Source organism: Candidatus Tisiphia endosymbiont of Mystacides longicornis (assembly GCF_964031095.1).
Lineage (GTDB): Bacteria > Pseudomonadota > Alphaproteobacteria > Rickettsiales > Rickettsiaceae > Tisiphia.
Genome location: NZ_OZ035004.1, coordinates 1,199,545 through 1,220,176, shown reverse-complemented (window position 1 = coordinate 1,220,176; position 20,632 = coordinate 1,199,545). Strand labels below are relative to the sequence as shown.

Below are 20,632 nucleotides of genomic sequence, written 5' to 3'. Positions count from 1 at the left end.
TTAGATAGGTTTTCCGCTATTAGCGAGACCACGCAAGTAGGTCGTGGCAATCCATCTTTGGTTACTTTTGTGGATTGCTTCGTCGACCTAAGGTCTTTCTCGCTAATAGACGTTGACCACATACGACTTTTAAACTATCCGGTCTAAAATCGCTTCCTCTTATAACTTTCAACAGTTGTGGGGAATCTAGCCCCCTGCTTCTATAGAGCCTGAGCAATCAGAAAAGTTTTTTAACCGTAATTTTGTATCCCACTCATCTTTAAGTATACTATAATATACTGTATCTCGGCGTCTATCATCAGGCATAAGAGTGTGGCTTCGCAATACACCTTCTTCAGTTGCTCCAATTTTAATTAGCCCACCTTTAGCTCTTACATTAAGTGCATCTGTTTTAAACTCTACCCTTTCCATATTAAGGTAATCAAAGGCAAAATGCAATAAAAGAAACTTGGCATTTTTGTTAATACCACTTCCTTGAAACAATGTTTCTATCCAACTCCAACCTATTTCTATCCTTCTATCTTTTGGAGAATAATTGCCAAAAGCCGTTGACCCAACAATTTTTCCTGTTTTCTGCTCTTCAATAGTAAAATGATATCGTAAACCCATTTTCCTTTGTTGTATAGCATCATCAACGTAGTCGTTCATATCTTGTACTTGAGACATTTTGATAGCAAAATATTTCCAAACTGCGTAATCATAATGGAACCGAACAAACTCAGGCATATCATCTGCGTTTAATGGTCTTAATCTTACTAACTCATTATTACAGATAATGTCATGCTCAAAAAAGCTGCCATTATTCTTAGCTAACGCTAACTTAAAATTAGCGGATATATTGTTCATATTTACTCCTACTATAGTTGACGCCTGGGTAAAACCCTTCCGTCATTGCAAGGAATGCCCAAACCTCAGCCGTCATTACACATAGGCATCAGTTTAAGAAAATAAAGTAGAAAAGTCGTCATTGCGAGCGAACGTATGTGAGCGTGGCAATCCATTTTTAATCATTTCTGGATTGCTTCATAGACCTAAGGTCTCGCAATGACCTCGCAATAATGTTAAGTAATAAGCAAGCAACGAGTGACGACGTCCCCAACTTCTCATCATTTGACTATAGCATCAGTGGTCTTTATATCATCATCTTCACTAAGAAATTTCTTTTGCATCTCTGACTTGCCAAGTGGCTTGTTAATTTTATTATTCTTACTGGCTTCGACTTCCTTAATTTTTTTACTACTACCTGTTTTAGCTTTATTTGGTAAAACTTTATCAACAGTTTGTTGGTTAGTAGTTTGTCGTGCAGGACATCTATATTTTTCTAAATCTTTCTTAGTTTCACGCAAAATAGCTTTAATTTGCTCTAGCTCTTTGTGCAAATTATTATTTGCTTGATCATTCTTATCATTATTTTGTTTCTTCAGCTTATCATTTGCCGAATTCAATGAAGGATATTCTTTTTCTTGATTTTGCTTACGTTTTTCATTACGTTCCGCATCTTGTTTTACCATCTTAAGATACATTTGACGATTTCTTAAAGTTGGATTGATTGTTTCAGTATCATATTCACTAAACAAATCCCCCTCATCATCATCAAAATTTTCTTCCATAACATTTCTTTTTGCCATCGCTATATATTTCTTATTATAAAGCGGTGGACGTTTGCCACCGGCAAAACCTTTACTATCTATAATTTTATTATTAGCAGATTTTTTGAAATATCCTCTAAACCCATCAGTACAACCTGAAAGTAGGGATAATCCCAAAACTATAATAATAACTTTTTTTAACATAAATTAGTCCGATAATTTTATAGTAACATAATTAATGACACAAAATCACCCAAGTTGCAAGAATCAGTTTACTATTTCTTCTACTGTATCAGCTAAAATATTACTACCGTCATTTTTACGCTTTAATAATTCACAAGATGCCCGCTCCAGTATATCACGATTTTTTATTAGCACTAAGAGTTTATCGGCTAATTTTTCTGCAGTAATTTTATTTTGTTCAAAACACCACCCTGCCCCACTATCTTCCAGTGCCTTGGCATTATAGAATTGATGGTTTTCAGTAGCAAAAGGTAGCGGAATAAAAATTGCCGGCAAGCCAATATAGCTAAGCTCAGAAATAGTTGATGCCCCAGCCCTTGATATTACTAGTTCTTGATTGGCATATTGCTGATCCATATCATAAAAAAAATCGGCTATTTTATGTGGGATGTTTAATTCACTATAAATTTTAGCAATATTGTCTAAATCTTCTGGAGGAGCTTGTTGGGTAATATGTAGTTTAATATCAGGATTTGATTGCACTAATATCTTAATCGCTTCCGGTATTAAAGTAGAAAACACCTTTGCTCCCTGACTTCCACCAAAAATCAATATTCGAAAAATATCATTGCTAAAATTATCCTTAACTTTCAGCTTTTTAACATTATCCCGTACTATATTTCCTATAACTAATTTCTTATTATAGTCAACAATATTATAATTTTTAGTTTCCTCATAGGTAAGCGCAACTCTTCTGGCCCATTTTAAGAATAATCTATTGACCTTACCAATAAAGCAGTTTTGTTCATAAATTACGATAGGAATACGTAACAATACAGCTGCTATCAAAGGAGGAGCAGAGGGATAGCCACCAAACCCAATTATAACACAAGGTTTGACCTGCACTAATAGCAATAACATCTTAAAAATCATAAATAATAAACAAATTAATAATTTAAACTTATTAAACAACCCTTTCGGTGGCAATCTAAAATTTATTATATGTGGAATGAGCGGTAAATCTTCAGTTAAATATTTTTGGCATCTAACGTCAGTAATAAGGTGTAATTTATACCCGCGTTTCACCAATTCTTCAGCCAAAGCAATAGCGGGAAATAGATGACCTGCCGTACCACCACCAACAACAATTATACTCTTCATATGTCAATATCTTGAATTTTATAGTTAGTAAGGGAAGTTTTATGTTTGGTAAAACCAAGCAGCATCCCTGTAGCAATAGCTATGGCAAAAGTTGAAGAACCACCATAGCTAATAAATGGTAATGTCATCCCTTTGGTTGGTAATAAATTCAAGGTAACACCTATATTAATTAAGGCTTGTAAACCTATCTGTGCAACAATACCACTTGCTGCCAATTGAACAAATTTATCTTCTTCGTTAATGAGTTTCAGTAAACTACGAATCACTATAAAAGCAAATATTCCTATAATTATCAAGCAGATAATCGCCCCAAATTCCTCACCAGCAACAGCAAAAATAAAATCAGCATGAGAATCCGGCAATACTTGTTTTACCGCTCCTTCACCAGGACCACAACCATATAAACCACCATGCTCAAATGCTCTGATTGACTTACTAACTTGATAATTACTAATACTCTCTGGATCAAAAAAACTATTAATCCTTTTCGCTACATGAGGCAGCCAAAAATAAGCTGCTGTAACACCAAATAACAACATAAAAGCAGCAAGCATAATCCAAAATATTGGCATACCAGCAACAAAAAGCTGAATACCAAAAACTGCAGTAACCATCACTAACATACCAAAATCTGGCTGGATAATTAATAATAAAGCAATGATACCATACAGAACTATACAAATAGAAAAACTTGGAAATTCCCCCTCAAATTTCAATGATAATATCCAACCTGCAACTACCGCAAAAAATGGTTTTATAAATTCTGAAGGCTGCATCGAAAAACCTAAAATATTAATCCAGCGAATAGCCCCCTTAACTTCATAACCATAGAATTTAACTAAAATTAATAACAATATGCTGACAATAAATCCTAAAATTGACAATCTCTTTAACCATTTTTTGGAAAAAAGGGAAAAAAGAATGATCAATAGCGATGCACTAGCAAGATAAAATAATTGTCTAGAGGCAAAATAATGCTCATTGAGTCCTATTCTATTTGCTATTACTGGTCCAGCTGTAGTAACCAACATCATACTAAAAACAAACAGGATTACTAAAGCAATAATCATTTGCTGGTCGATACTACGCCACCACCATTTTAGGTAATTGTTAGATAATTCATTATTATGATTATCTTTAATCATGGTTAGCAATAATATTATATAATTCTATAAATAGATTTCCGCGTTCTTCAAAATTTTTAAATTGATCGTAAGAGGCACAAGCTGGAGCTAACAAAATATTTTTTATGCTCCCTATATCTTGCATTGCATCTCTAACTGCAACATTAAAAGCCTCCTGCAAATTTTGACAAATTTGAAAATTTACTCTACCCTTAAGTGACGATGCAAAAAGTTCTTTATCTTGACCAAAAAGATAAGCCTTATGAATTTTATCAAACCATGGAGCTAAATTTGTTATTCCTCCTTCTTTTGCCACTCCTCCAGCTAGCCAATATATATTATCAAGTGCAGCAAGGGATTTAGAAGCAGCAATGCTATTGGTAGCTTTGCTATCGTTATAAAATTTTATCATACTCGAATGATCTGAGTATATTGTACCAACATATTGCATCCTGTGCGGCAACCCCTTAAACAACTCGATAGCAGCAATTATTTGTTCTGGTCTTACCCCTATAATCCGACAAGCCGCATAACTGGCAACAATATTTTCCTGATTATGGATGCCTTGTAGATAGCTATTATTTGGCAAATTAATAGTAATTGGTTCAAAAATATTGTCATAAACAACATTATTACAAATTGATACTCCTTTATCAAGGATTTTACCAACAGAGATTGGTATTAAATTTGTGGTATTCTCCTTTTGTAACTCTAAGAAAATATTGTTGGTAATTTCATTATCAACACTAATTATGGCAAATGAATCTTTATCCATTCGATCAAAGATTTTCTTTTTAGCGACAATATAGCCTTGCATATTATTATGCCGATCTAAATGATCCTCGGTAATATTAAGTAGCACAGCAATTTTAGCTTTAAAACTGCTTAATAAGTCTAACTGAAAGGAAGATAGCTCTAATACATACCCTTGACAATCTAATCCCATACTTAAGGCAGGAACACCAATATTCCCGCCAACTGGATAATCAAAACCACAAAACTGTAAAATATGACCAGTTAAAGCAGTGGTAGTACTCTTACCATTAGTACCAGTTATACCGATAAAATTAGCTTTCTTCCCACCTCTAAACTTAACTTCCTCAAATAATAAGTCTATATCTGAGGTTATTGATATATTACGGACATTCGCCATGGTAACAATGTCATGCGATAAGGGAACACCTGGACTCAACAATATCTTATCAATATCCTGCCACCGCTGATCAGAAAAGCTAACCAAATTATCGTTTCCATAAATTTTACTGAAAGCATCCCTACTACTACCTAGTTGATCATAACAAATTATCCTAGCTACTTTATTTAGCGATTGATAAGCAGCCATACCAGTCTTACCTAGACCAACTATCCCTATAGTCTTGTTTTTTTGTGAAAGAAATAATGACATAATTTTTAGTTTAATAATCCATTATTTACTGTACTTTCAATAGTTCATTGATTCTTGTAACAGATAATCTAGTCATTCTCGCTACTTCTTCAATAGAGCTACCATTATTTATCATCATTTTTATTAATTTAGCTTCTCCTTTAGCTTCTCCCCTAGCTTCTCCGATTTGAATCCCTTCTTCTTTCCATACTTGAGCTATACTAGGCATAAGTTCTTCTCCTTTTTCTTTAGTTAAACTATTTTTTAATATTTTTTCTAACTCTATTTTATCACTTTGCTCAATAAAGGTCAAAGTATAGCTCAATAGATTTCTTATGTGGTCATGACCTATTGTTATTTTACTCAATTTAGGCAAGAGATGAGAAATTTCCTGCCATCTTTTCAGTAATTGACGTTCGTGGATGTGTTTGAGGAAAAATAACAAAATCCCAGACCATACTTTTTTCTTTAGCTCCTCATCGGGGATATCATGTACGTTAATAAGCTGACAATCATTTGTCCAAAAGCCTCTGGCTAAATCTGGATGGCTAAATAAATTCCATATATTAAGAGGTGCGTTATATTTCTTCTTGCCATTATAAATTATTAGGGGATAAATTACTGGAAGGCATTTAGCTTTAGGATTAGTAGTTAAATATCGATCACAAATATTAATCATATATTTAAATAACCTAAATGCCATCATTTTATCAACAGTACTTTGATGCTCCAATAGCAAAAAAATATAGCCATCCTGATCATTAAACTTAACAGAAAATAATACATCTGAAATAGTTTCAGAAAGGTCTGACTCAATAAAACTATCTTTTTCTAATTTTAAAGATGTGCTATCGATTAAAGCCAACACATCTTTCGGCAAATGAGTTGCCAAAAATTCTTTAGCAACTATTGGATTCTCCATAGATTTGCGAAAGATTTCGTCATGTTTTGGCTTGTCTGAAGTCATAATAAAATTTGCTTATATAGCTAATCTAATAATTCATTACTTACTGTACTTTCAGTAATTCATTGATTTTAGTAATAGATAGTCCAGTAATTCTCGCTACTTCTTCAATAGAGTTACCATTTTTTATAATCATTTTTATTAATTTAGCTTCTCCCCTAGCTTCTCCGATTCTAATACCATCCTGTACTCCGATTTGAATCCCTTCTTCTTTCCATACTTGAGCTATACTAGGCATAAGTTCTTCTCCTTTTTCTTTAGTTAAACTATTTTTTAATATTTTTTCTAACTCTATTTTATCATTTTGCTCAATAAAGGTCAAAGTATAGCTCAATAGATTTCTTATATGGTCATAGCCTATTGTTATTTTACTCAATTTAGGCAAGAGATGAGAGATTTCTTGCCATCTTTTCAGTAATTGACGTTCGTGGATGTGTTTAAGGAAAAATAACAAAATCCCAGACCATACTTTTTTCTTGAGTTCTTCATCGGGGATGTCATGTACGTTAATAAGCTGATAATCATTTGTCCAAAAGCCTCTGGCTAAATCTGGATGGCTAAATAAATTCCATATATTGAGCGATGCGTTATATTTCTTCTTGCCATTATAAATTATTAGGGGATAAATTACTGGAAGGCATTTAGCTTTAGGATTAGTAGTTAAATATAGATCACAAATATTAATCATATATTTAAATAACCTAAACGCCATCATTTTATCAACAGTACTTTGATGTTCCAATAGCAAAAAAATATAGCCATCTTGATCATTAAACTTAACAGAAAATAATACATCAGAAATAGTTTCAGAAAGGTCTGGCTCAATAAAACTATCTTTTTCTAATTTTAAAGATGTACTATCGATTAAAGCCAACACATCTTTAGGCAAATGAGTTGCCAAAAACTCTTTAGCAACTATGGGATTCTCCATAGATTTGCGAAAGATTTCGTCATGTTTTGGCTTGTCTGAAGTCATAATAAAATTTGCTTATATAGCTAATCTAATAATTCATTACTTACTGTACTTTCAGTAATTCATTGATTTTAGTAATAGATAGTCCAGTAATTCTCGCTACTTCTTCAATAGAGCTACCATTATTTATCATCATTTTTATTAATTTAGCTTCTCCCCTAGCTTCTCCGATTCTAATACCATCCTGTACTCCGATTTGAATCCCTTCTTCTTTCCATACTTGAGCTATACTAGGCATAAGTTCTTCTCCTTTTTCTTTAGTTAAACTATTTTTTAATATTTTTTCTAACTCTATTTTATCATTTTGCTCAATAAAGGTCAAAGTATAGCTCAATAGATTTCTTATGTGGTCATGGCCTATTGTTATTTTACTCAATTTAGGCAAGAGATGAGAAATTTCCTGCCATCTTTTCAGTAATTGACGTTCGTGGATGTGTTTGAGGAAAAATAACAAAATCCCAGACCATACTTTTTTCTTGAGTTCTTCATCGGGGATGTCATGTACGTTAATAAGCTGACAATCATTTGTCCAAAAGCCTCTGGCTAAATCTGGATGGCTAAATAAATTCCATATATTAAGAGGTGCGTTATATTTCTTCTTGCCATTATAAATTATTAGGGGATAAATTACTGGAAGGCATTTAGCTTTAGGATTAGTAGTTAAATATCGATCACAAATATTAATCATATATTTAAATAACCTAAATGCCATCATTTTATCAACAGTACTTTGATGCTCCAATAGCAAAAAAATATAGCCATCCTGATCATTAAACTTAACAGAAAATAATACATCTGAAATAGTTTCAGAAAGGTCTGGCTCAATAAAACTATCTTTTTCTAATTTTAAAGATGTACTATCGATTAAAGCCAACACATCTTTAGGCAAATGAGTTGCCAAAAACTCTTTAGCAACTATGGGATTCTCCATAGATTTGCGAAAGATTTCGTCATGTTTTGGCTTGTCTGAAGTCATAATAAAATTTGCTTATATAGCTAATCTAATAATTCATTACTTATTGTACTTTCAGTAATTCATTGATTTTAGTAATAGATAGTCCAGTAATTCTCGCTACTTCTTCAATAGAGCTGCCATTGTTTATCATCATTTTTATTAATTTAGCTTCCGATTTGGATGCCTCCCTCTTTCCATACTTAAGCTATACTAGGCATAAGTCCATCCCCTTTTTCTTTAGCTAAACTAATTATAGGGCTTTGTAAGCCACGCATAAATTCTTCGGCGTTCAAGATTTTTCTTCCTTCTTGCTGTAATCTCTGGATGATCAAAGTACCTTTACCACAAGCTACCTCCAAAACACTATTATTAACTACGGTACCAGGTGGCAAATTAATATCCAAATCGTTATAATACGCTTCTAGAATCTTTATAACTTTACCTCTATATTCAAAATATACACCAGGCCAAGGATTCATACCTCGAATTTTACAATCTATTTTGTAGGCAGTCTCACACCAATCTATCTTCCCTTCTTCTTTCTTAAGTTTATGAGCATAAGTTACGCCATTCTTATCCTGGATAATTTTTGGTAAATTATCAATATTATCTAAGGTTTCAATCAATAAATCTGCTCCTATTTTTGCACATTGGTCATGCAAAATTGGTAAAGTTATTCTAGGAGAAAGTGACAATGAATGCTGCAATATAATATCACCAGTATCTAGCCCTTCATCCATCTGCATTATACATACAGAAGTTTCTAAATCACCTTCTATAATAGTACGCTGTAATGGAGCTGCCCCCCTATGACGCGGCAAACTTGACGGATGAATATTAAGACATCCATATTTTTTAGCTTGCAGGATAACTGTTGGTATTAAAAACCCATAAGCAACTACTACTATTATATCCGCCTCAATTGAATTAATTAAATTGGTTATTTCTTCGGTTCTTAAGGTCTTAGGAGTATAAGTTGCAATATTATATTTTGATGCCAAAAGATGTACTGGAGATTCCACCTCATTGAGTCCTCTCCCTTTAGATTTTGCAGCTTGAGTAAATACACCAACCACCTGGTGGTCGTTGCTGTTAATTAACTCCCTAAGAGTGGGTACGGAAAATTCTGGCGTACCCATAAAAATTACTTTCATAAATTATTATTTTTTAGCTTTTTTAATTTACGTAATGCTATATCCTTTTTTATATTACTCAAATAATCAACTAATAACTTACCGTCTAAATGATCCATCTCATGTTGAATAACCCTAGCAAGCCAACCATCAGCTTTTAATTCTTGCTGTATATTGTTATAGTCTAAGAACCTTATACTTATAGACTCAGACCTTGCTACTTCAACATGTTGCTCCGGTAAAGATAAACACCCTTCTAATGCTACAACTAACTCTTTAGATTTATCTATTATTTCTGGGTCTACAATAAATAACGGATAAAAACCCTCTGCTCTTTCTGTATCATCACTATTCTGTAAGTCAACCACTAATATACGCTTAACTATTCCAATCTGAATTGCTGCAAGTCCTACCCCATGATCATGATACATGGTTTCAACCATATCATCCATCAACTTTCTTATAGTATCATTGACTGTACCTACGGGCAAAGATTTTTGTTTTAATCTTGAATCCGGAGCAGTTACAATAGGTAACACAGACATAATTTTTAAACCACCAAATTATTTATAGTAAATTTAGGAGAATTGGCTAGCAGAGGCGATAAAGCAACGCCTATAATCAATAGGCGTCACTCGTCGCTCCCAGGAGACTAGCGACAATAACTAATTCAGCGTTATCCACCTTTAGCCCGCCCTACTCCTTTCCCTTGACTACTAATACGAAAAGCTTCACTTTTATTTTTGCTTAAAAAACCACTAAAATCTTCTTTCGTAAATTTAAACTCCGCAATATTCTTTGCTGGACTTTTTTCTGTATTCAATCTTTTATCTTGTTTTTTATCAATAGATAGTAATTGTATAAAATCTTCTTTAATTTTACTTGATGTTGTTGGAGAGTTTAAAGTCTTAATCAGCGATTCTAATGCCTTGGTATCATTTCTAACTTCTTTATTGCGGTTAGTTGCTGCAAGTATAACATAATCTTTTAAGGGACTCTTATTATCTTTTCCTTCCCAACGTTCTGAAGTACAAAAAGATAAAAGTGCCTCAGCTTTTGCTTGATGACTTCGAGTAGCATCACGATCTTGCCAACTTTTCTCAGTTGGCTTTGCCGGAATTATATGGTCTAACATTTTATGAGCAAATGTTTTATTCAAATTGTCATTATCATAAACCTCATAGACGCTTAGAAGGAATTTTTGCTGTTCAAAGTTTTTATCTACTCCCTTACCTAACTCGTAATTATCTAAATATTCCAACGTCTGAAAACGTCCTTTAATATGCAAGTAACCTGCATATTTCTGAGCATCATCAAAATCAAGAGTGGATATACCTTGAGTATCTAATGTCACCGTGTTTAATGCATTCTCACGTAAATTAGTAAGAGTAGCTTTATCAGTTTCCGTATATTTAAAATGTCCACCAACTTGAGCCAGAGTTTTATATACTACATCCATTAAAAATTTTATTAGAGCACTTGGACTGTCAAAAGGCTTGGCACTATATATTGCCACATTTGTTGAAGCATCCATACCACTACCAAAAGCAAGAGCCAGTACCCTACCCTGTTTTTTTGCTAGAGCAACATTATCAAAACCATCTAATTCTTCGGCAGAATCCACTTTACTCTCATTTTCAGGAAAATATCCAATAGGTACATTGTCCCTATATCCCCCATCAACATATTCAACCCCATCAATTGTTGCCGGTTGGAAAACTATAGGAATTGAAGCAGAGGCACGACAAGCTAAAGCAATTTCAACATCAGGGCTATTTTCCGCACTAAAAATTTGCAACGTACCATTATCTCGCCTTACTGCAGTAATTAATAAATCTTTAAATTGCTCTGAGTCAACAAGTCTTAAAAGAGCTAAATCCTTAAAAAGGATTTTCCCACCAGCTTGGCATTTTTCCATTAATTCACTGAACTCTTTACCATTAGAGTCTATGATAGTTTGAATTTTATCAAATTGCTTATTTAGCTGTTGTTTTTGAAAATCCAATCCTTGAATATTCTCATTTATATCACTAATCTGTTGACTATTATCACCATGTTGTTGTTTTAATTGTTCAATCGAGTTTAAAAGCTCTTGCTTTTTTTGCTCTAACTCTTCTTGCTGTTGTACAATCCTATCACGACCTGACTGACAAAGCTCCCCAAAGTTCTTGCCCTTCAAAAAATTAAATACCCCTGTTCTGATTGTTTTATCTAAAAGACCATATAATGGGGTACCATCCTTGCCAATCTGCACCGGACCAGCTGAAAATCCTTGCGTACCAAGTAAACCTTTAAGATTAGTCTCTTTTGAAATTTTCTCAAATTCTTCAGGGGGGATACCACAGGCAACCATCGCCGCACTTATCGCCCCAGCAGATGAGCCTGCAACCGCCTTAACCATTCCAACTGCTCCAGATTCTGCCAAGGCTGAATAAACACCGGAATATATTGCCCCTTTGGCTCCTCCCCCACTAAATACCAAATACTCAAAAGGAGTTTTTTGCCTTTCCAGCATTTCTTCTATATTACCCATAAATTTTACTCAATATTTAATTTTACCACCTTACTCATGACATTTACAGATCATGTATATCTCGTCATTGTGCATAAGCATCATTGCGAGGAAGCCCTTAGATCGACGAAACAATCCAAGAAAGTAATTAGCAATGGATTGCCACGCTCACATACGTTCGCTCGCAATGACGAGTTATAGACTTATAGTCATTGCAAGGAGTACGGAAACCACAATTTTTCAGGGTAGCTATTGTCATCTTCTATGATAATCTTTCTGCCTGGTAAATTTAGTAGAAGATATGAATAATCCAGCTCCTATAACTAAAAATACTGAAACAGTAAAAATACTAGCTATCATAAAATGCCCGAACATTGCTAAAATTAGCGTAGTAATACAGACCATTATCATAAATATAACCGCACTAACTCTCCCTTTTTTTGTTATGTTTTCATAAACCTCAATACTTTTAATATCCATTTGCTGTCTATGCGTTTGTTCTTTCTCTGCCATAACAATTAATTTTGCCAAGGTGCCTGGATGAAGATTTTCATATTCTTCCATTAAATCTATAGGCGGCATAACATGCTCAAACTTCTTACGATAGAAGCTATTATCTTTTTCTCTAGGATTATTGTTAATTTTTGAATATCCTTTATTCAATCTATTATTACTAGCAAAGAAGCTTTTACTCTCTTTCATATTCTTTTTTTATTTCTTGAAATGTTGAATTAATATATTTTTCTATTTTAACAAAATACTCAGACAAATCTGTCTCTGGCTTCTTTCTTATTGTTGTTTTAGATATTTTAAATATACTAAAAAAACCAGTTAGGAAATGCCTTACAAAATCTTTACTCATTTGGTTTTATTCATTTAATTTTCATATTTATTACGTCATTCCCGCCATTGCGAGACCATGTAATGGTCGTAGCAATCCACACTCATTAGATTGCCGCATCGCTACTAAAGTAGCTCCTCGCTAATAGACGATTAAATTCCTCTAAATCACTTTTATAAAATTATCATCAGGAATCAATGGCTCTCCTCTGAAATTTACTGCATTGTTGAATTTATTGCAACAAGTTATAAAGTTTTTATCACAACCTATAGTAAGATCAACCGTTTTATTACACTTCATACTATCAGGAATTAATTGATCCAATATAATTACATTTCCAGAATGACTAATTATCTTACTATAAAATTGACCATTAGCTAAAATAGCATCCCCATAATTAAAATAACCACTTTCTTTATCAATATCTGAAATGACTATAGTTCTGCCAAATATTTCCTGAATATTATATATCTGACTATAAACTGTTTTATCTATTTTGCATTTTAAATCTCCAAAATTAGCACGACATTTTTTACTAAAAGATTGCAGTAACGACTGATTATATCCCATATTTGGCTCTAAACGTAAAGTAAAATCTAAATCCCTTTTAGTATAAAGGCTACAGCAATAAGTAACAAAATGCTTATAAGAATCAGCACAACTATAGTTAAACCCATAAAATTAGGTGACAAAGAACATAGTAATAATTTCAAATAATTTGCTGGTTTCTGTTACCTTATTTTTAATCCATCGTTTCATATTAGCCCAAAACTTCTCTATGGGATTTAAGTCTGGTGAATATGGCGGTAAAAAAATAAGCTTGCAACCAACTGATTCTATTAATTCCTTTGTTTTCTTTGATTTATGGAAACTAGCATTATCCATCACTACAACTTGTCCTGCTTTTAACTCTTTAATTAAAAACTTCTCAACCCAATTATTAAATAACTCTGTATTGCACGTTCCATTAAAAACAAAAGGAGCTATTGATTGATTGTTTACCAAGCCAGCTATGATATTAGTTCTTTGATAGTGTTTCCCACTCTTCTTTCCAATCAGTAATTCTCCTGTTTTACTCCAGCCTCTATCTTGGCAAATACCTGTATCTATACCGCTTTCATCAATATGCACTATTTGCCCTTTATCATATTTATTGATCTCTTCTAAATATTCAGCTCGTCTGTCTACACTTGACTCCATGTAGGTAAAGGTTTTTTTTTATAACTAAAACCTAGCTGTTTTAATATCCTTCCAGTTTGAGACCTCGCAATTCCAAACTCTTTACCAATATCTTGTAATCTCATATTTGGATTATTTCTTACAAAATTTGCTAACTTTTGCTTATCAACTTTACTTTTAAAACCTACTCTAGCTTTTGCTAATATCGTTCCTTCCTTTCTCTTCCTTACGTTCCAGCGACTAATTGTATTTTTATGTATATCGAATATCTTGGCAGCCGCTCTTTGACTATTACCTTTTTCTATATAACTTATTACTTTTTTTCTTAAATCTTTACTATATGGGCTTGTTGACATTTTTTCTCTTATTTATACCATATAATGTCATCTAATTCAACGGGTTTAACTATAGTATAAATTCTGACCATAGCCTGGGTCAAATCATAATGTTGCTCTACTCCATTATTCTCAAAAACTCCTTCTAAGATAATGTAATTCTGTGCGGAATCATTAAAAACCCCTTCCTTTAAAGTTATTCCAGAATTTGGCATAAATCTTATCCCATCAATTGACAAAGATTTATCAGATTCAGTAAGATACAACTCCAAACCGTCTTGTAGCGTGATATGGAAACAATAAGTAAAATTATGTACCGCTATGGAATTATCAATATATTCTGTCATATAACCTCCATTAACTCTATTTGCGATAATTCTATTGACCCATCAGAAGAATACGAATATTCAAAACTATCATTAGCAAATCGTACAGCTACATCAAAAGTAAAACTACCTGTCAAAATTTGCTCCCTATCTAATGGGTTTGGTAAAGTTATTAATCCAGTATTATAATCAAGCTGAACATCCAAATTTACACCATTAACATAAAATTCTTCGCTACCAGCTACCGGTTTATTAATTGTTCTAGCATAGGGTAAAATTGGGTCATCATATAATTTAATCAGTTGATATTGGGTTAATTTTCCATCGCCTTCAGCAATGAATTGCCTTGATACTTGATGATCAACATTATCTCTGAAGCGAAAAGAAAAACTCCCTCCCCTTCTTGCTCTGAAGAAAGAGCTAAATTGCTCAAATTCAAAACTACTCAGACGACAATTTTTAATCAAATATCTTTGTCTAGCATATTCTCTATCTAAATTTCTTACTTCTCTACCTGATAATGTCATAGCACAAGAAATAGCAAATTCCGGTTTACCAACAGCAAAAGTTTCAATAAATTCCGGCATACGTATATCATGAAAATTCATAATTCAATATCCCTTGCTTTACCCTGAACTCTTTCAAATAATTTCTCCTCATCATTATAGTCAATTAATAAGAAGTTGGTGACGTCGTTGCTCCTGCTAGCCAATTCTTCTGAATTAAATATAGCTTCTTGTAATTGCCATTTTTTCATAATCTACCTTTGATTTTATTAATTAATTAGCGTAGGCAGTCTCCTAACCTATATCATTCTAATAGCATAAGATCATTTTTTATTAGCGACCTAAAATCCTTATCCATATCAACAAGCCATCTTTTTATATCCACTTTAATAGTTAAATCAGATTCCTCCAATTCTTCTTACAACTTACACAATTGTTGATCACTTACTGCTTCCATAATACAAAGGTCAAGATCAGAAAATTTTCTATGACGACCTTTAACACGTGAACCGTATGCCTTAAATGTATAAGGATATTTTTTAAGATAGATTGCAATATAGTCAATTGATGAGCAGTTGGGGACGTTGTTGCTCAATGCTCACCCATTATTTATAGGCGTCACTCCATCGTTCCTGCTACCCAATTCTCCTGAATTGAATTGACTATAGTTTCTATATCCTCATTCTTGGCAATAGAAGTTTTTCAAACTTATAGTTCTTAATTATCTCCATAATGACTCCACATGCGTAGTATCTTTATCTACCTCATAAAATAATCTATGTTGCAAATTAACCCTTCTCGAATAAGCTCCCAAATACATACCCCTTAACTTTTTAAAAGGTGGGGGATTTTGAAATGGATCATTGCTTATAATTTCTAGTAATTTGTATATTTGTTTCTGCAAAGGTGATTTCTTAATCTTTTTAAAATCTTTACAAGCATCGCTAGTAAAATACAAACTATACATTTAAGCTAATCCACCAATTTTGTCTTACAATCTTTAAAATCAGTAGTAAGACCTTTGATTATTGATTGACTTAATTCTTTATTTTTTGCTACCAATAATGTTTCTTGAATATCTTCCCAGTCTTGTTTTGAAATTAAAACTGCTGTATTTCTTTTGCCTTTTATTATTGTTGGCTCATGCTCCTCTGCTACCATATCTATTAATTTATATAAGTTCTTCCTAGCCTCACTAGCTACCAAATATGCCATAATTATTCCTATAAAATGTTGATTAACAGTACTATATATGGCACTGTTAATCAATAGACCTCTTGCCTAACTCTACTTCTGCTGGCAATTTGTACGTGATAGCGGTACTCTGCTCCTCACATATAGTAAATCAAATTGAATTAGGTGATAAGATGTGGTATAAATAAAGGAAAAAATGTCAACAAGTCCATATAGTCAAGATTTAAGAGAAAAAGTAATAAATTATATAGAAAAAGGTAATAGTCAAGAATCTGCTGCTAGAATATTTGCTATACATAAAAATACAATTAGCCGTTGGAACGTAAGGAGAAGAAAAGAAGGAACAGTGCTGGCAAGAGCTAGACTAGGATTTAAAAGTAAGATTGATAAAAAAGCATTGGAATATTTCGTAACAAATAACCCTAATAGTAAGCTACAAGAAATTGGTAAGAATTTTGGAATTACAGGTTCTCAAGTAGCTAATATATTAAAAAAGTTAGGATTTAGTTATAAAAAAAAACCTTTAGCTATTTGGAAGCAAGTGCAGAGAAACGATCTGATTATTTAGAAAAGATCAGTAAATATGATAAAGATAAAATAGTATATCTTGATGAAAGTGGTATAGATATGACAATTTGCCAAGATAGAGGTTGGGGTAAGATAGGAGAATTATTGATTGGCAAGAAGAGTGGGAAGCATTATCAAAGGACTAATATAATAGCTGGTTTAGTAAATAACAAACCAATAGCCCCTTTTGTTTTTAATAAAACTTGTAATACAGAACTATTTAATAATTGGGTTGAAAAATTTTTGATTAAAGAGTTAACAGCAGGACAGGTTGTAGTGATGGATAACGTTAGTTTTCATAAATCTCAAAAGACAAAAGAGCTAATAGAATCAGTTGGTTGTGAAGTTATTTTTTTACCCCCATATTCTCCAGACTTAAATCCAATAGAAAAATTTTGGGCTAATATGAAGCGATGGATTCGAAACAAAATAGCGGAAATTGGTACATTATCTAAAGCTATTTCTGCATTCTTTGTCACCTAATTCAATTTGATTTACTATACACTAGAGTACGCTGCGGTTCGAGGTGAAGCGTCTCCTTCAAATTCCTCAGCATAAGCGAGTTTTGCAAGAGGTCTAATATCTTTAACCCCCTTTATTGCAATTTTTGCTAATTCTGTTCTCCTTTAACAATGCTTTGTAATCTATGGTAAGCTTAGTAGTAATAAGGTCAGAACTACGCTGAAAATTTATATTACAAGCTTTCATACCAGCAACAATGTAATCTTGAAGAATACACGAATTAGCTGTTAATTTATTAGTAATTTTCTCCGCCAGTAAAGTTAAAAGCCCCTGATTTTTATCCCTAGCAAAAGCACTTATCTCAAATTCCACTTGGTAAATATCCTGCCCTAATCTTGAAATATTTTCAACTTTCAAAATATTTACTAGTAAGAACGGATATTTTGCATCTTGGACTACCGATATGTAAATCCGGTCAACACTAAGCCTAATATCCGGCTCCCCAGATAATAAGTTATATATGCTCATGTGAAAATCATGAATAAAATTAACAGACATATATTTCTAACCCTATAATATTCAAGAATTTACTTCTTTCTTCAACATTAATAATCCGCTTAATTTCAAATTGCCTATCTCTAAATGATATACGCATTTTGGTGGTAATGCCGGTGATAAATCTCATTTTAAACACATAAAACCCTTCAGTCATAATATGACCAAAATTCAAATGTTCTATCGAGGTAAATCGATTATCAGAAATAGGTTTTATTTCAGCATAAGTAGAAAGTTTCTCTTGCCATTTTTCTTGTTCTATCTCACTTACAGAAAAATTCTCTAGAATTTTCACCTGATGTTGTAAAGTACGTGCTATTGATTTTTTCATTCTTACCTTTCCAAAAGCCTTATATTCTTAATTGCCTATACGCTAGATATAGATTCTTAATTTCTGTTGATAAAGAAGTAGCATTTTGCCTTTCCCTATCATACATTTCTGCTATATGCATTAATATGCCATGCTTTATTGAAGCTGGAATATGCATTTTATCATAACCCACAATATATTCAACCATTAATTGATAATTTTCTAATTTTTTATTCAAACATAATAATGATCGATCGTGATCTAAGTAATATTGATCAGATTGCAGCTTCATAGATTGACTGTTATTTGTTAGAGTAATCTTCACTAATTCCTTTATCGGCTGGTATTTTAACTGAAAATTTTGTTGATTTTTAATATTACAAACAAACTCTACCCGCCTTGTTATTATTGTAAGTTTAGTAAAATTCTCAGCAGCCATAATTGCAGCATCTATCAAGCTGCTAATTAAATCATCATCATAATCGCCTTCTATTCTCATATAGTTCTTAACTTCCACTAGAGTCCAAATAGCCTGAGGCATTAATTCAGTAATCCTAAAAGTATTTTTTTTATACATATAACTACTTCACATAGGTTAACTAAACATAGCCAGCTTAATAGCACTATGATTCACTACGTCGCCCCCTACCCTTTTAACTGCGTAAAATTTGACAAATGGCTTATCAGTATAGGGATCTCTCATTATACTAATACCACCACGATCTATGATTTTATAGGCTGATTTAAAATCACCTATAGCAATTGCCATATTACCTTCCTTGATAGGCGGCATCTCAGAACAGCAAAGCACCGATATACCAAATATTGTTTGCTTTAAAGAATCAGACAGTGACTGTTGCCAAATAAACCGACCATTATTATCTTGAAGTTTTTGAATTTCTGATAAAGTAGTACGATTCATCAAAAAAGTAGCATTTGCCAAATATTCTTCATCAAGTAAATTAATGAAATCTAATAATTTTTCGGCAGTAACTTGTCCCCCCATCTCAAATAGCTCTATTTTATCACGAGCTCTTGATAAGATACCTCTTGGCTTTTTCTTACCGTCACCATTAATAAACGCCTCATTTTCTGCTTTAACAAAACTATCTCTTAATCGTTCTATCAGCCAATTCTCTATCCGAATAGCTGAGTCATCTATCAAAGTTTGACTAGCTTTTGGCTGAGCATAAAGCTCATGCACAAAGATTCTCTGTTGCTTTAGCCGAGAGGCAGTTGTTTCTTCTCTTGCTTGCAAATCACCAACCCAACCACTAGCAAAACTCCCCTCTTCAATTACTATATCAAGGGCATTACTAGAAATTGTTTCGATTGATGCTAATTGTCGCATAGGTGATCTAGCGTTAATCTCAGTAATGATACTATTATATAAAGCCGGTACTAACAATACTCCACCTTCCTCAGGTCCGCTATTTAAAGATTTTTCGATTAATTCACTTTGGCTACCTTTGCGAATATAATTATTAAAAGCAGTTTTATGCTCAATATCTTGCATCCCCCCTATTTCTGGACGAGATAGAAAATTTTCTAAATTATAAACTTTTTCTTGTAACTCACTAATTTTTACTTCATTGTTATTTTGTTTTGTTATTAATTCTGTATGCATTTTATTCTCCATTAAAATTGAATGTTTTACATTTTTTTGTTTTAAAGAAAAGCTATCGCAAATTTGCTGATTACTAGCCCGTTGCTTATTGCCCAAATTATAAATTGACGAGAAATCGCTCCTGCTACCCAATTCCCCTGAATTGACTATATTCAAATCATTTAAGTATCTTTGTTTAGTGATATGCGAAATTTTGGCATGGTAATTGGCTGGAAAAGTTACGATACTCACCTCAATTAATTCCGCTTCAGTGATTATTCTTTGGTTTAAGTTATTGTAATTTGCTAATTTTATATTAAAACCAATGGAAAGACCATCAACGGCTCCTTGGCGAACAAGCTCTATAGCTTCTTTACCTTTGTCGATTTTATTATTAATTATAGCTTCAACTTTTAAGCCGTAATCATCTTCCGTCAAAGACTTAATCACCCCTATTGGCTGTTGCCAATCATGTTGCCAAAGAAACTTGATACATAAATGATTGGCTGAGGCAAAAGCCCCTTTAGCAATTAGGTCATTATGCTGATCAGAAATATTATAAACACTAGCATAACCTGAAATAACTACGTTATTATCTGTAACAGATTTTATGATTAAATTTTGAATGGCTTGATTTTGCTGTAAGTTTTCAATATACATATTACCCCATAATTGCAATAACTATAGGTAATATATACTAAAAATCTCTAGCACTAAGTATTTTAGAAAAAAAATATTGATTTTTATCAAATATTTTTAAAATATATTCAATA

The 20,632-nt window shown here is 32.7% G+C and carries 28 protein-coding genes; 2 read left to right on the top strand and 26 right to left on the bottom strand.

From position 1 onward, the window contains the following. Positions 1-186: 186 nt before the first annotated feature. The 22 genes from ACQH6S_RS06240 to ACQH6S_RS06135 all read right to left on the bottom strand — a co-directional run bounded on the left by ACQH6S_RS06240 (position 187) and on the right by ACQH6S_RS06135 (position 16,434). On the bottom strand, positions 187-846 hold the full coding sequence (locus ACQH6S_RS06240; RefSeq protein ID WP_425360230.1) for a GNAT family N-acetyltransferase: 660 nt from the start codon (positions 844-846) through the stop codon (positions 187-189). Positions 847-1,106: 260 nt separating this feature from the next. Next, positions 1,107-1,793, bottom strand: a complete 687-nt coding sequence (locus ACQH6S_RS06235; protein WP_341748849.1) for a hypothetical protein — start codon at positions 1,791-1,793, stop codon at positions 1,107-1,109. A 63-nt stretch (positions 1,794-1,856) separates the two neighbouring features. Further along, positions 1,857-2,933, bottom strand: coding sequence for an undecaprenyldiphospho-muramoylpentapeptide beta-N-acetylglucosaminyltransferase (gene murG, locus ACQH6S_RS06230; protein WP_094648600.1), 1,077 nt, complete (start codon positions 2,931-2,933; stop codon positions 1,857-1,859). Beyond that, positions 2,930-4,078 carry a putative lipid II flippase FtsW gene (gene ftsW, locus ACQH6S_RS06225; RefSeq protein WP_094648599.1) on the bottom strand — a complete coding sequence of 383 codons (1,149 nt, stop codon included), beginning with the start codon at positions 4,076-4,078 and terminating at the stop codon, positions 2,930-2,932. The genes murG and ftsW overlap by 4 nt, the downstream gene beginning before the upstream one ends. Beyond that, a complete protein-coding gene (murD, locus tag ACQH6S_RS06220; RefSeq protein WP_425360229.1) occupies positions 4,071-5,462 on the bottom strand; it encodes a UDP-N-acetylmuramoyl-L-alanine--D-glutamate ligase in 1,392 nt (463 codons plus the stop codon). The genes ftsW and murD overlap by 8 nt, the downstream gene beginning before the upstream one ends. Before the next feature lie 25 nt (positions 5,463-5,487). Next, positions 5,488-6,408, bottom strand: a complete 921-nt coding sequence (locus ACQH6S_RS06215) for an Rpn family recombination-promoting nuclease/putative transposase (RefSeq protein ID WP_425360228.1) — start codon at positions 6,406-6,408, stop codon at positions 5,488-5,490. Between the two features lie 40 nt (positions 6,409-6,448). Next, complete coding sequence (locus ACQH6S_RS06210) at positions 6,449-7,381, bottom strand: Rpn family recombination-promoting nuclease/putative transposase (protein WP_425360227.1); 933 nt, start codon at positions 7,379-7,381, stop codon at positions 6,449-6,451. 40 nt (positions 7,382-7,421) lie between these two features. Next, positions 7,422-8,354, bottom strand: a complete 933-nt coding sequence (locus ACQH6S_RS06205) for an Rpn family recombination-promoting nuclease/putative transposase (RefSeq protein ID WP_425360226.1) — start codon at positions 8,352-8,354, stop codon at positions 7,422-7,424. Between the two features lie 179 nt (positions 8,355-8,533). Continuing rightward, complete coding sequence (gene fmt, locus ACQH6S_RS06200; RefSeq protein ID WP_425360225.1) at positions 8,534-9,487, bottom strand: methionyl-tRNA formyltransferase; 954 nt, start codon at positions 9,485-9,487, stop codon at positions 8,534-8,536. Beyond that, entirely contained in the window at positions 9,484-10,011 is a 528-nt protein-coding gene (def, locus tag ACQH6S_RS06195) for a peptide deformylase (protein ID WP_341748842.1), read from the bottom strand. Before def ends, fmt begins: the two co-directional genes overlap by 4 nt. Before the next feature lie 131 nt (positions 10,012-10,142). Further along, positions 10,143-11,999, bottom strand: a complete 1,857-nt coding sequence (locus ACQH6S_RS06190) for a patatin-like phospholipase family protein (protein ID WP_425364428.1) — start codon at positions 11,997-11,999, stop codon at positions 10,143-10,145. Positions 12,000-12,233: 234 nt separating this feature from the next. Beyond that, a complete protein-coding gene (locus ACQH6S_RS06185; protein ID WP_094649503.1) occupies positions 12,234-12,680 on the bottom strand; it encodes a DUF2335 domain-containing protein in 447 nt (148 codons plus the stop codon). Beyond that, a complete protein-coding gene (locus ACQH6S_RS06180) occupies positions 12,667-12,840 on the bottom strand; it encodes a hypothetical protein (protein ID WP_250310584.1) in 174 nt (57 codons plus the stop codon). The genes ACQH6S_RS06185 and ACQH6S_RS06180 overlap by 14 nt, the downstream gene beginning before the upstream one ends. A 141-nt stretch (positions 12,841-12,981) precedes the next feature. After that, positions 12,982-13,389: a phage BR0599 family protein gene (locus tag ACQH6S_RS06175; RefSeq protein WP_094649507.1), complete on the bottom strand. Its 408-nt coding sequence runs from the start codon at positions 13,387-13,389 to the stop codon at positions 12,982-12,984. A gap of 111 nt (positions 13,390-13,500) precedes the next feature. Continuing rightward, positions 13,501-14,019 carry an IS630 family transposase gene (locus ACQH6S_RS06170; RefSeq protein WP_425360021.1) on the bottom strand — a complete coding sequence of 173 codons (519 nt, stop codon included), beginning with the start codon at positions 14,017-14,019 and terminating at the stop codon, positions 13,501-13,503. Then, positions 14,004-14,354: an IS630 transposase-related protein gene (locus ACQH6S_RS06165; RefSeq protein ID WP_425360020.1), complete on the bottom strand. Its 351-nt coding sequence runs from the start codon at positions 14,352-14,354 to the stop codon at positions 14,004-14,006. The genes ACQH6S_RS06170 and ACQH6S_RS06165 overlap by 16 nt, the downstream gene beginning before the upstream one ends. A gap of 8 nt (positions 14,355-14,362) precedes the next feature. Then, the gene (locus ACQH6S_RS06160; protein ID WP_425364427.1) at positions 14,363-14,680 is read right to left on the bottom strand and encodes a baseplate hub protein; all 318 of its coding nucleotides are present in this window, start codon (positions 14,678-14,680) and stop codon (positions 14,363-14,365) included. Beyond that, the gene (locus ACQH6S_RS06155; protein WP_341759021.1) at positions 14,677-15,267 is read right to left on the bottom strand and encodes a phage distal tail protein, Rcc01695 family; all 591 of its coding nucleotides are present in this window, start codon (positions 15,265-15,267) and stop codon (positions 14,677-14,679) included. The genes ACQH6S_RS06160 and ACQH6S_RS06155 overlap by 4 nt, the downstream gene beginning before the upstream one ends. Beyond that, complete coding sequence (locus ACQH6S_RS06150) at positions 15,264-15,416, bottom strand: hypothetical protein (protein ID WP_157905688.1); 153 nt, start codon at positions 15,414-15,416, stop codon at positions 15,264-15,266. The genes ACQH6S_RS06155 and ACQH6S_RS06150 overlap by 4 nt, the downstream gene beginning before the upstream one ends. Before the next feature lie 167 nt (positions 15,417-15,583). Beyond that, positions 15,584-15,760, bottom strand: a complete 177-nt coding sequence (locus ACQH6S_RS06145; RefSeq protein ID WP_239832752.1) for a nucleotidyltransferase domain-containing protein — start codon at positions 15,758-15,760, stop codon at positions 15,584-15,586. A gap of 126 nt (positions 15,761-15,886) precedes the next feature. Further along, positions 15,887-16,132 (bottom strand): Txe/YoeB family addiction module toxin, encoded by a 246-nt coding sequence (locus tag ACQH6S_RS06140; protein WP_341759019.1) that lies wholly within the window; start codon positions 16,130-16,132, stop codon positions 15,887-15,889. Between the two features lie 5 nt (positions 16,133-16,137). Continuing rightward, complete coding sequence (locus ACQH6S_RS06135) at positions 16,138-16,434, bottom strand: type II toxin-antitoxin system Phd/YefM family antitoxin (protein WP_341748838.1); 297 nt, start codon at positions 16,432-16,434, stop codon at positions 16,138-16,140. 121 nt (positions 16,435-16,555) lie between these two features. Between ACQH6S_RS06135 and ACQH6S_RS06130 the strand changes: the two genes are divergently transcribed. Both ACQH6S_RS06130 and ACQH6S_RS06125 read left to right on the top strand, forming a co-directional pair. Then, a complete protein-coding gene (locus ACQH6S_RS06130) occupies positions 16,556-16,927 on the top strand; it encodes an IS630 transposase-related protein (RefSeq protein ID WP_425364376.1) in 372 nt (123 codons plus the stop codon). Next, a complete protein-coding gene (locus ACQH6S_RS06125) occupies positions 16,891-17,409 on the top strand; it encodes an IS630 family transposase (protein ID WP_425364377.1) in 519 nt (172 codons plus the stop codon). The genes ACQH6S_RS06130 and ACQH6S_RS06125 overlap by 37 nt, the downstream gene beginning before the upstream one ends. Positions 17,410-17,511: 102 nt before the next feature. Here ACQH6S_RS06125 and gp17 read toward each other — a convergent pair whose 3' ends face one another. The 4 genes from gp17 to ACQH6S_RS06105 are packed head-to-tail and all read right to left on the bottom strand — an operon-like array spanning position 17,512 to position 20,519. Continuing rightward, positions 17,512-17,946 carry a tail completion protein gp17 gene (gene gp17, locus ACQH6S_RS06120; protein WP_239832760.1) on the bottom strand — a complete coding sequence of 145 codons (435 nt, stop codon included), beginning with the start codon at positions 17,944-17,946 and terminating at the stop codon, positions 17,512-17,514. Next, positions 17,936-18,274, bottom strand: coding sequence for a phage head closure protein (locus tag ACQH6S_RS06115; protein ID WP_094649739.1), 339 nt, complete (start codon positions 18,272-18,274; stop codon positions 17,936-17,938). Before ACQH6S_RS06115 ends, gp17 begins: the two co-directional genes overlap by 11 nt. A 19-nt stretch (positions 18,275-18,293) precedes the next feature. Further along, positions 18,294-18,830, bottom strand: a complete 537-nt coding sequence (locus tag ACQH6S_RS06110; protein WP_425360223.1) for a head-tail connector protein — start codon at positions 18,828-18,830, stop codon at positions 18,294-18,296. An 18-nt stretch (positions 18,831-18,848) separates the two neighbouring features. Further along, a complete protein-coding gene (locus tag ACQH6S_RS06105; RefSeq protein WP_425360222.1) occupies positions 18,849-20,519 on the bottom strand; it encodes a phage major capsid protein in 1,671 nt (556 codons plus the stop codon). Between the last annotated feature and the right edge of the window lie 113 nt (positions 20,520-20,632).

What these genes read in the sequence shown, in the direction of transcription:
- ftsW (WP_094648599.1), bottom strand. Translation starts at nt 4,078, where the DNA reads ATGATTAAAGATAATCATAATAATGAATTATCTAACAATTACCTAAAA.
- ACQH6S_RS06175 (WP_094649507.1), bottom strand. Translation starts at nt 13,389, where the DNA reads ATGGGATATAATCAGTCGTTACTGCAATCTTTTAGTAAAAAATGTCGT.
- ACQH6S_RS06180 (WP_250310584.1), bottom strand. Translation starts at nt 12,840, where the DNA reads ATGAGTAAAGATTTTGTAAGGCATTTCCTAACTGGTTTTTTTAGTATA.
- murD (WP_425360229.1), bottom strand. Translation starts at nt 5,462, where the DNA reads ATGTCATTATTTCTTTCACAAAAAAACAAGACTATAGGGATAGTTGGT.
- def (WP_341748842.1), bottom strand. Translation starts at nt 10,011, where the DNA reads ATGTCTGTGTTACCTATTGTAACTGCTCCGGATTCAAGATTAAAACAA.
- murG (WP_094648600.1), bottom strand. Translation starts at nt 2,933, where the DNA reads ATGAAGAGTATAATTGTTGTTGGTGGTGGTACGGCAGGTCATCTATTT.
- gp17 (WP_239832760.1), bottom strand. Translation starts at nt 17,946, where the DNA reads ATGTCTGTTAATTTTATTCATGATTTTCACATGAGCATATATAACTTA.
- ACQH6S_RS06185 (WP_094649503.1), bottom strand. Translation starts at nt 12,680, where the DNA reads ATGAAAGAGAGTAAAAGCTTCTTTGCTAGTAATAATAGATTGAATAAA.
- ACQH6S_RS06235 (WP_341748849.1), bottom strand. Translation starts at nt 1,793, where the DNA reads ATGTTAAAAAAAGTTATTATTATAGTTTTGGGATTATCCCTACTTTCA.
- ACQH6S_RS06150 (WP_157905688.1), bottom strand. Translation starts at nt 15,416, where the DNA reads ATGAAAAAATGGCAATTACAAGAAGCTATATTTAATTCAGAAGAATTG.
- ACQH6S_RS06215 (WP_425360228.1), bottom strand. Translation starts at nt 6,408, where the DNA reads ATGACTTCAGACAAGCCAAAACATGACGAAATCTTTCGCAAATCTATG.
- ACQH6S_RS06190 (WP_425364428.1), bottom strand. Translation starts at nt 11,999, where the DNA reads ATGGGTAATATAGAAGAAATGCTGGAAAGGCAAAAAACTCCTTTTGAG.
- ACQH6S_RS06140 (WP_341759019.1), bottom strand. Translation starts at nt 16,132, where the DNA reads ATGTATAGTTTGTATTTTACTAGCGATGCTTGTAAAGATTTTAAAAAG.
- ACQH6S_RS06155 (WP_341759021.1), bottom strand. Translation starts at nt 15,267, where the DNA reads ATGAATTTTCATGATATACGTATGCCGGAATTTATTGAAACTTTTGCT.
- ACQH6S_RS06170 (WP_425360021.1), bottom strand. Translation starts at nt 14,019, where the DNA reads ATGGAGTCAAGTGTAGACAGACGAGCTGAATATTTAGAAGAGATCAAT.
- ACQH6S_RS06105 (WP_425360222.1), bottom strand. Translation starts at nt 20,519, where the DNA reads ATGTATATTGAAAACTTACAGCAAAATCAAGCCATTCAAAATTTAATC.
- ACQH6S_RS06110 (WP_425360223.1), bottom strand. Translation starts at nt 18,830, where the DNA reads ATGTATAAAAAAAATACTTTTAGGATTACTGAATTAATGCCTCAGGCT.
- ACQH6S_RS06205 (WP_425360226.1), bottom strand. Translation starts at nt 8,354, where the DNA reads ATGACTTCAGACAAGCCAAAACATGACGAAATCTTTCGCAAATCTATG.
- ACQH6S_RS06210 (WP_425360227.1), bottom strand. Translation starts at nt 7,381, where the DNA reads ATGACTTCAGACAAGCCAAAACATGACGAAATCTTTCGCAAATCTATG.
- ACQH6S_RS06165 (WP_425360020.1), bottom strand. Translation starts at nt 14,354, where the DNA reads ATGTCAACAAGCCCATATAGTAAAGATTTAAGAAAAAAAGTAATAAGT.
- ACQH6S_RS06240 (WP_425360230.1), bottom strand. Translation starts at nt 846, where the DNA reads ATGAACAATATATCCGCTAATTTTAAGTTAGCGTTAGCTAAGAATAAT.
- ACQH6S_RS06115 (WP_094649739.1), bottom strand. Translation starts at nt 18,274, where the DNA reads ATGAAAAAATCAATAGCACGTACTTTACAACATCAGGTGAAAATTCTA.
- ACQH6S_RS06130 (WP_425364376.1), top strand. Translation starts at nt 16,556, where the DNA reads ATGTCAACAAGTCCATATAGTCAAGATTTAAGAGAAAAAGTAATAAAT.
- fmt (WP_425360225.1), bottom strand. Translation starts at nt 9,487, where the DNA reads ATGAAAGTAATTTTTATGGGTACGCCAGAATTTTCCGTACCCACTCTT.
- ACQH6S_RS06160 (WP_425364427.1), bottom strand. Translation starts at nt 14,680, where the DNA reads ATGACAGAATATATTGATAATTCCATAGCGGTACATAATTTTACTTAT.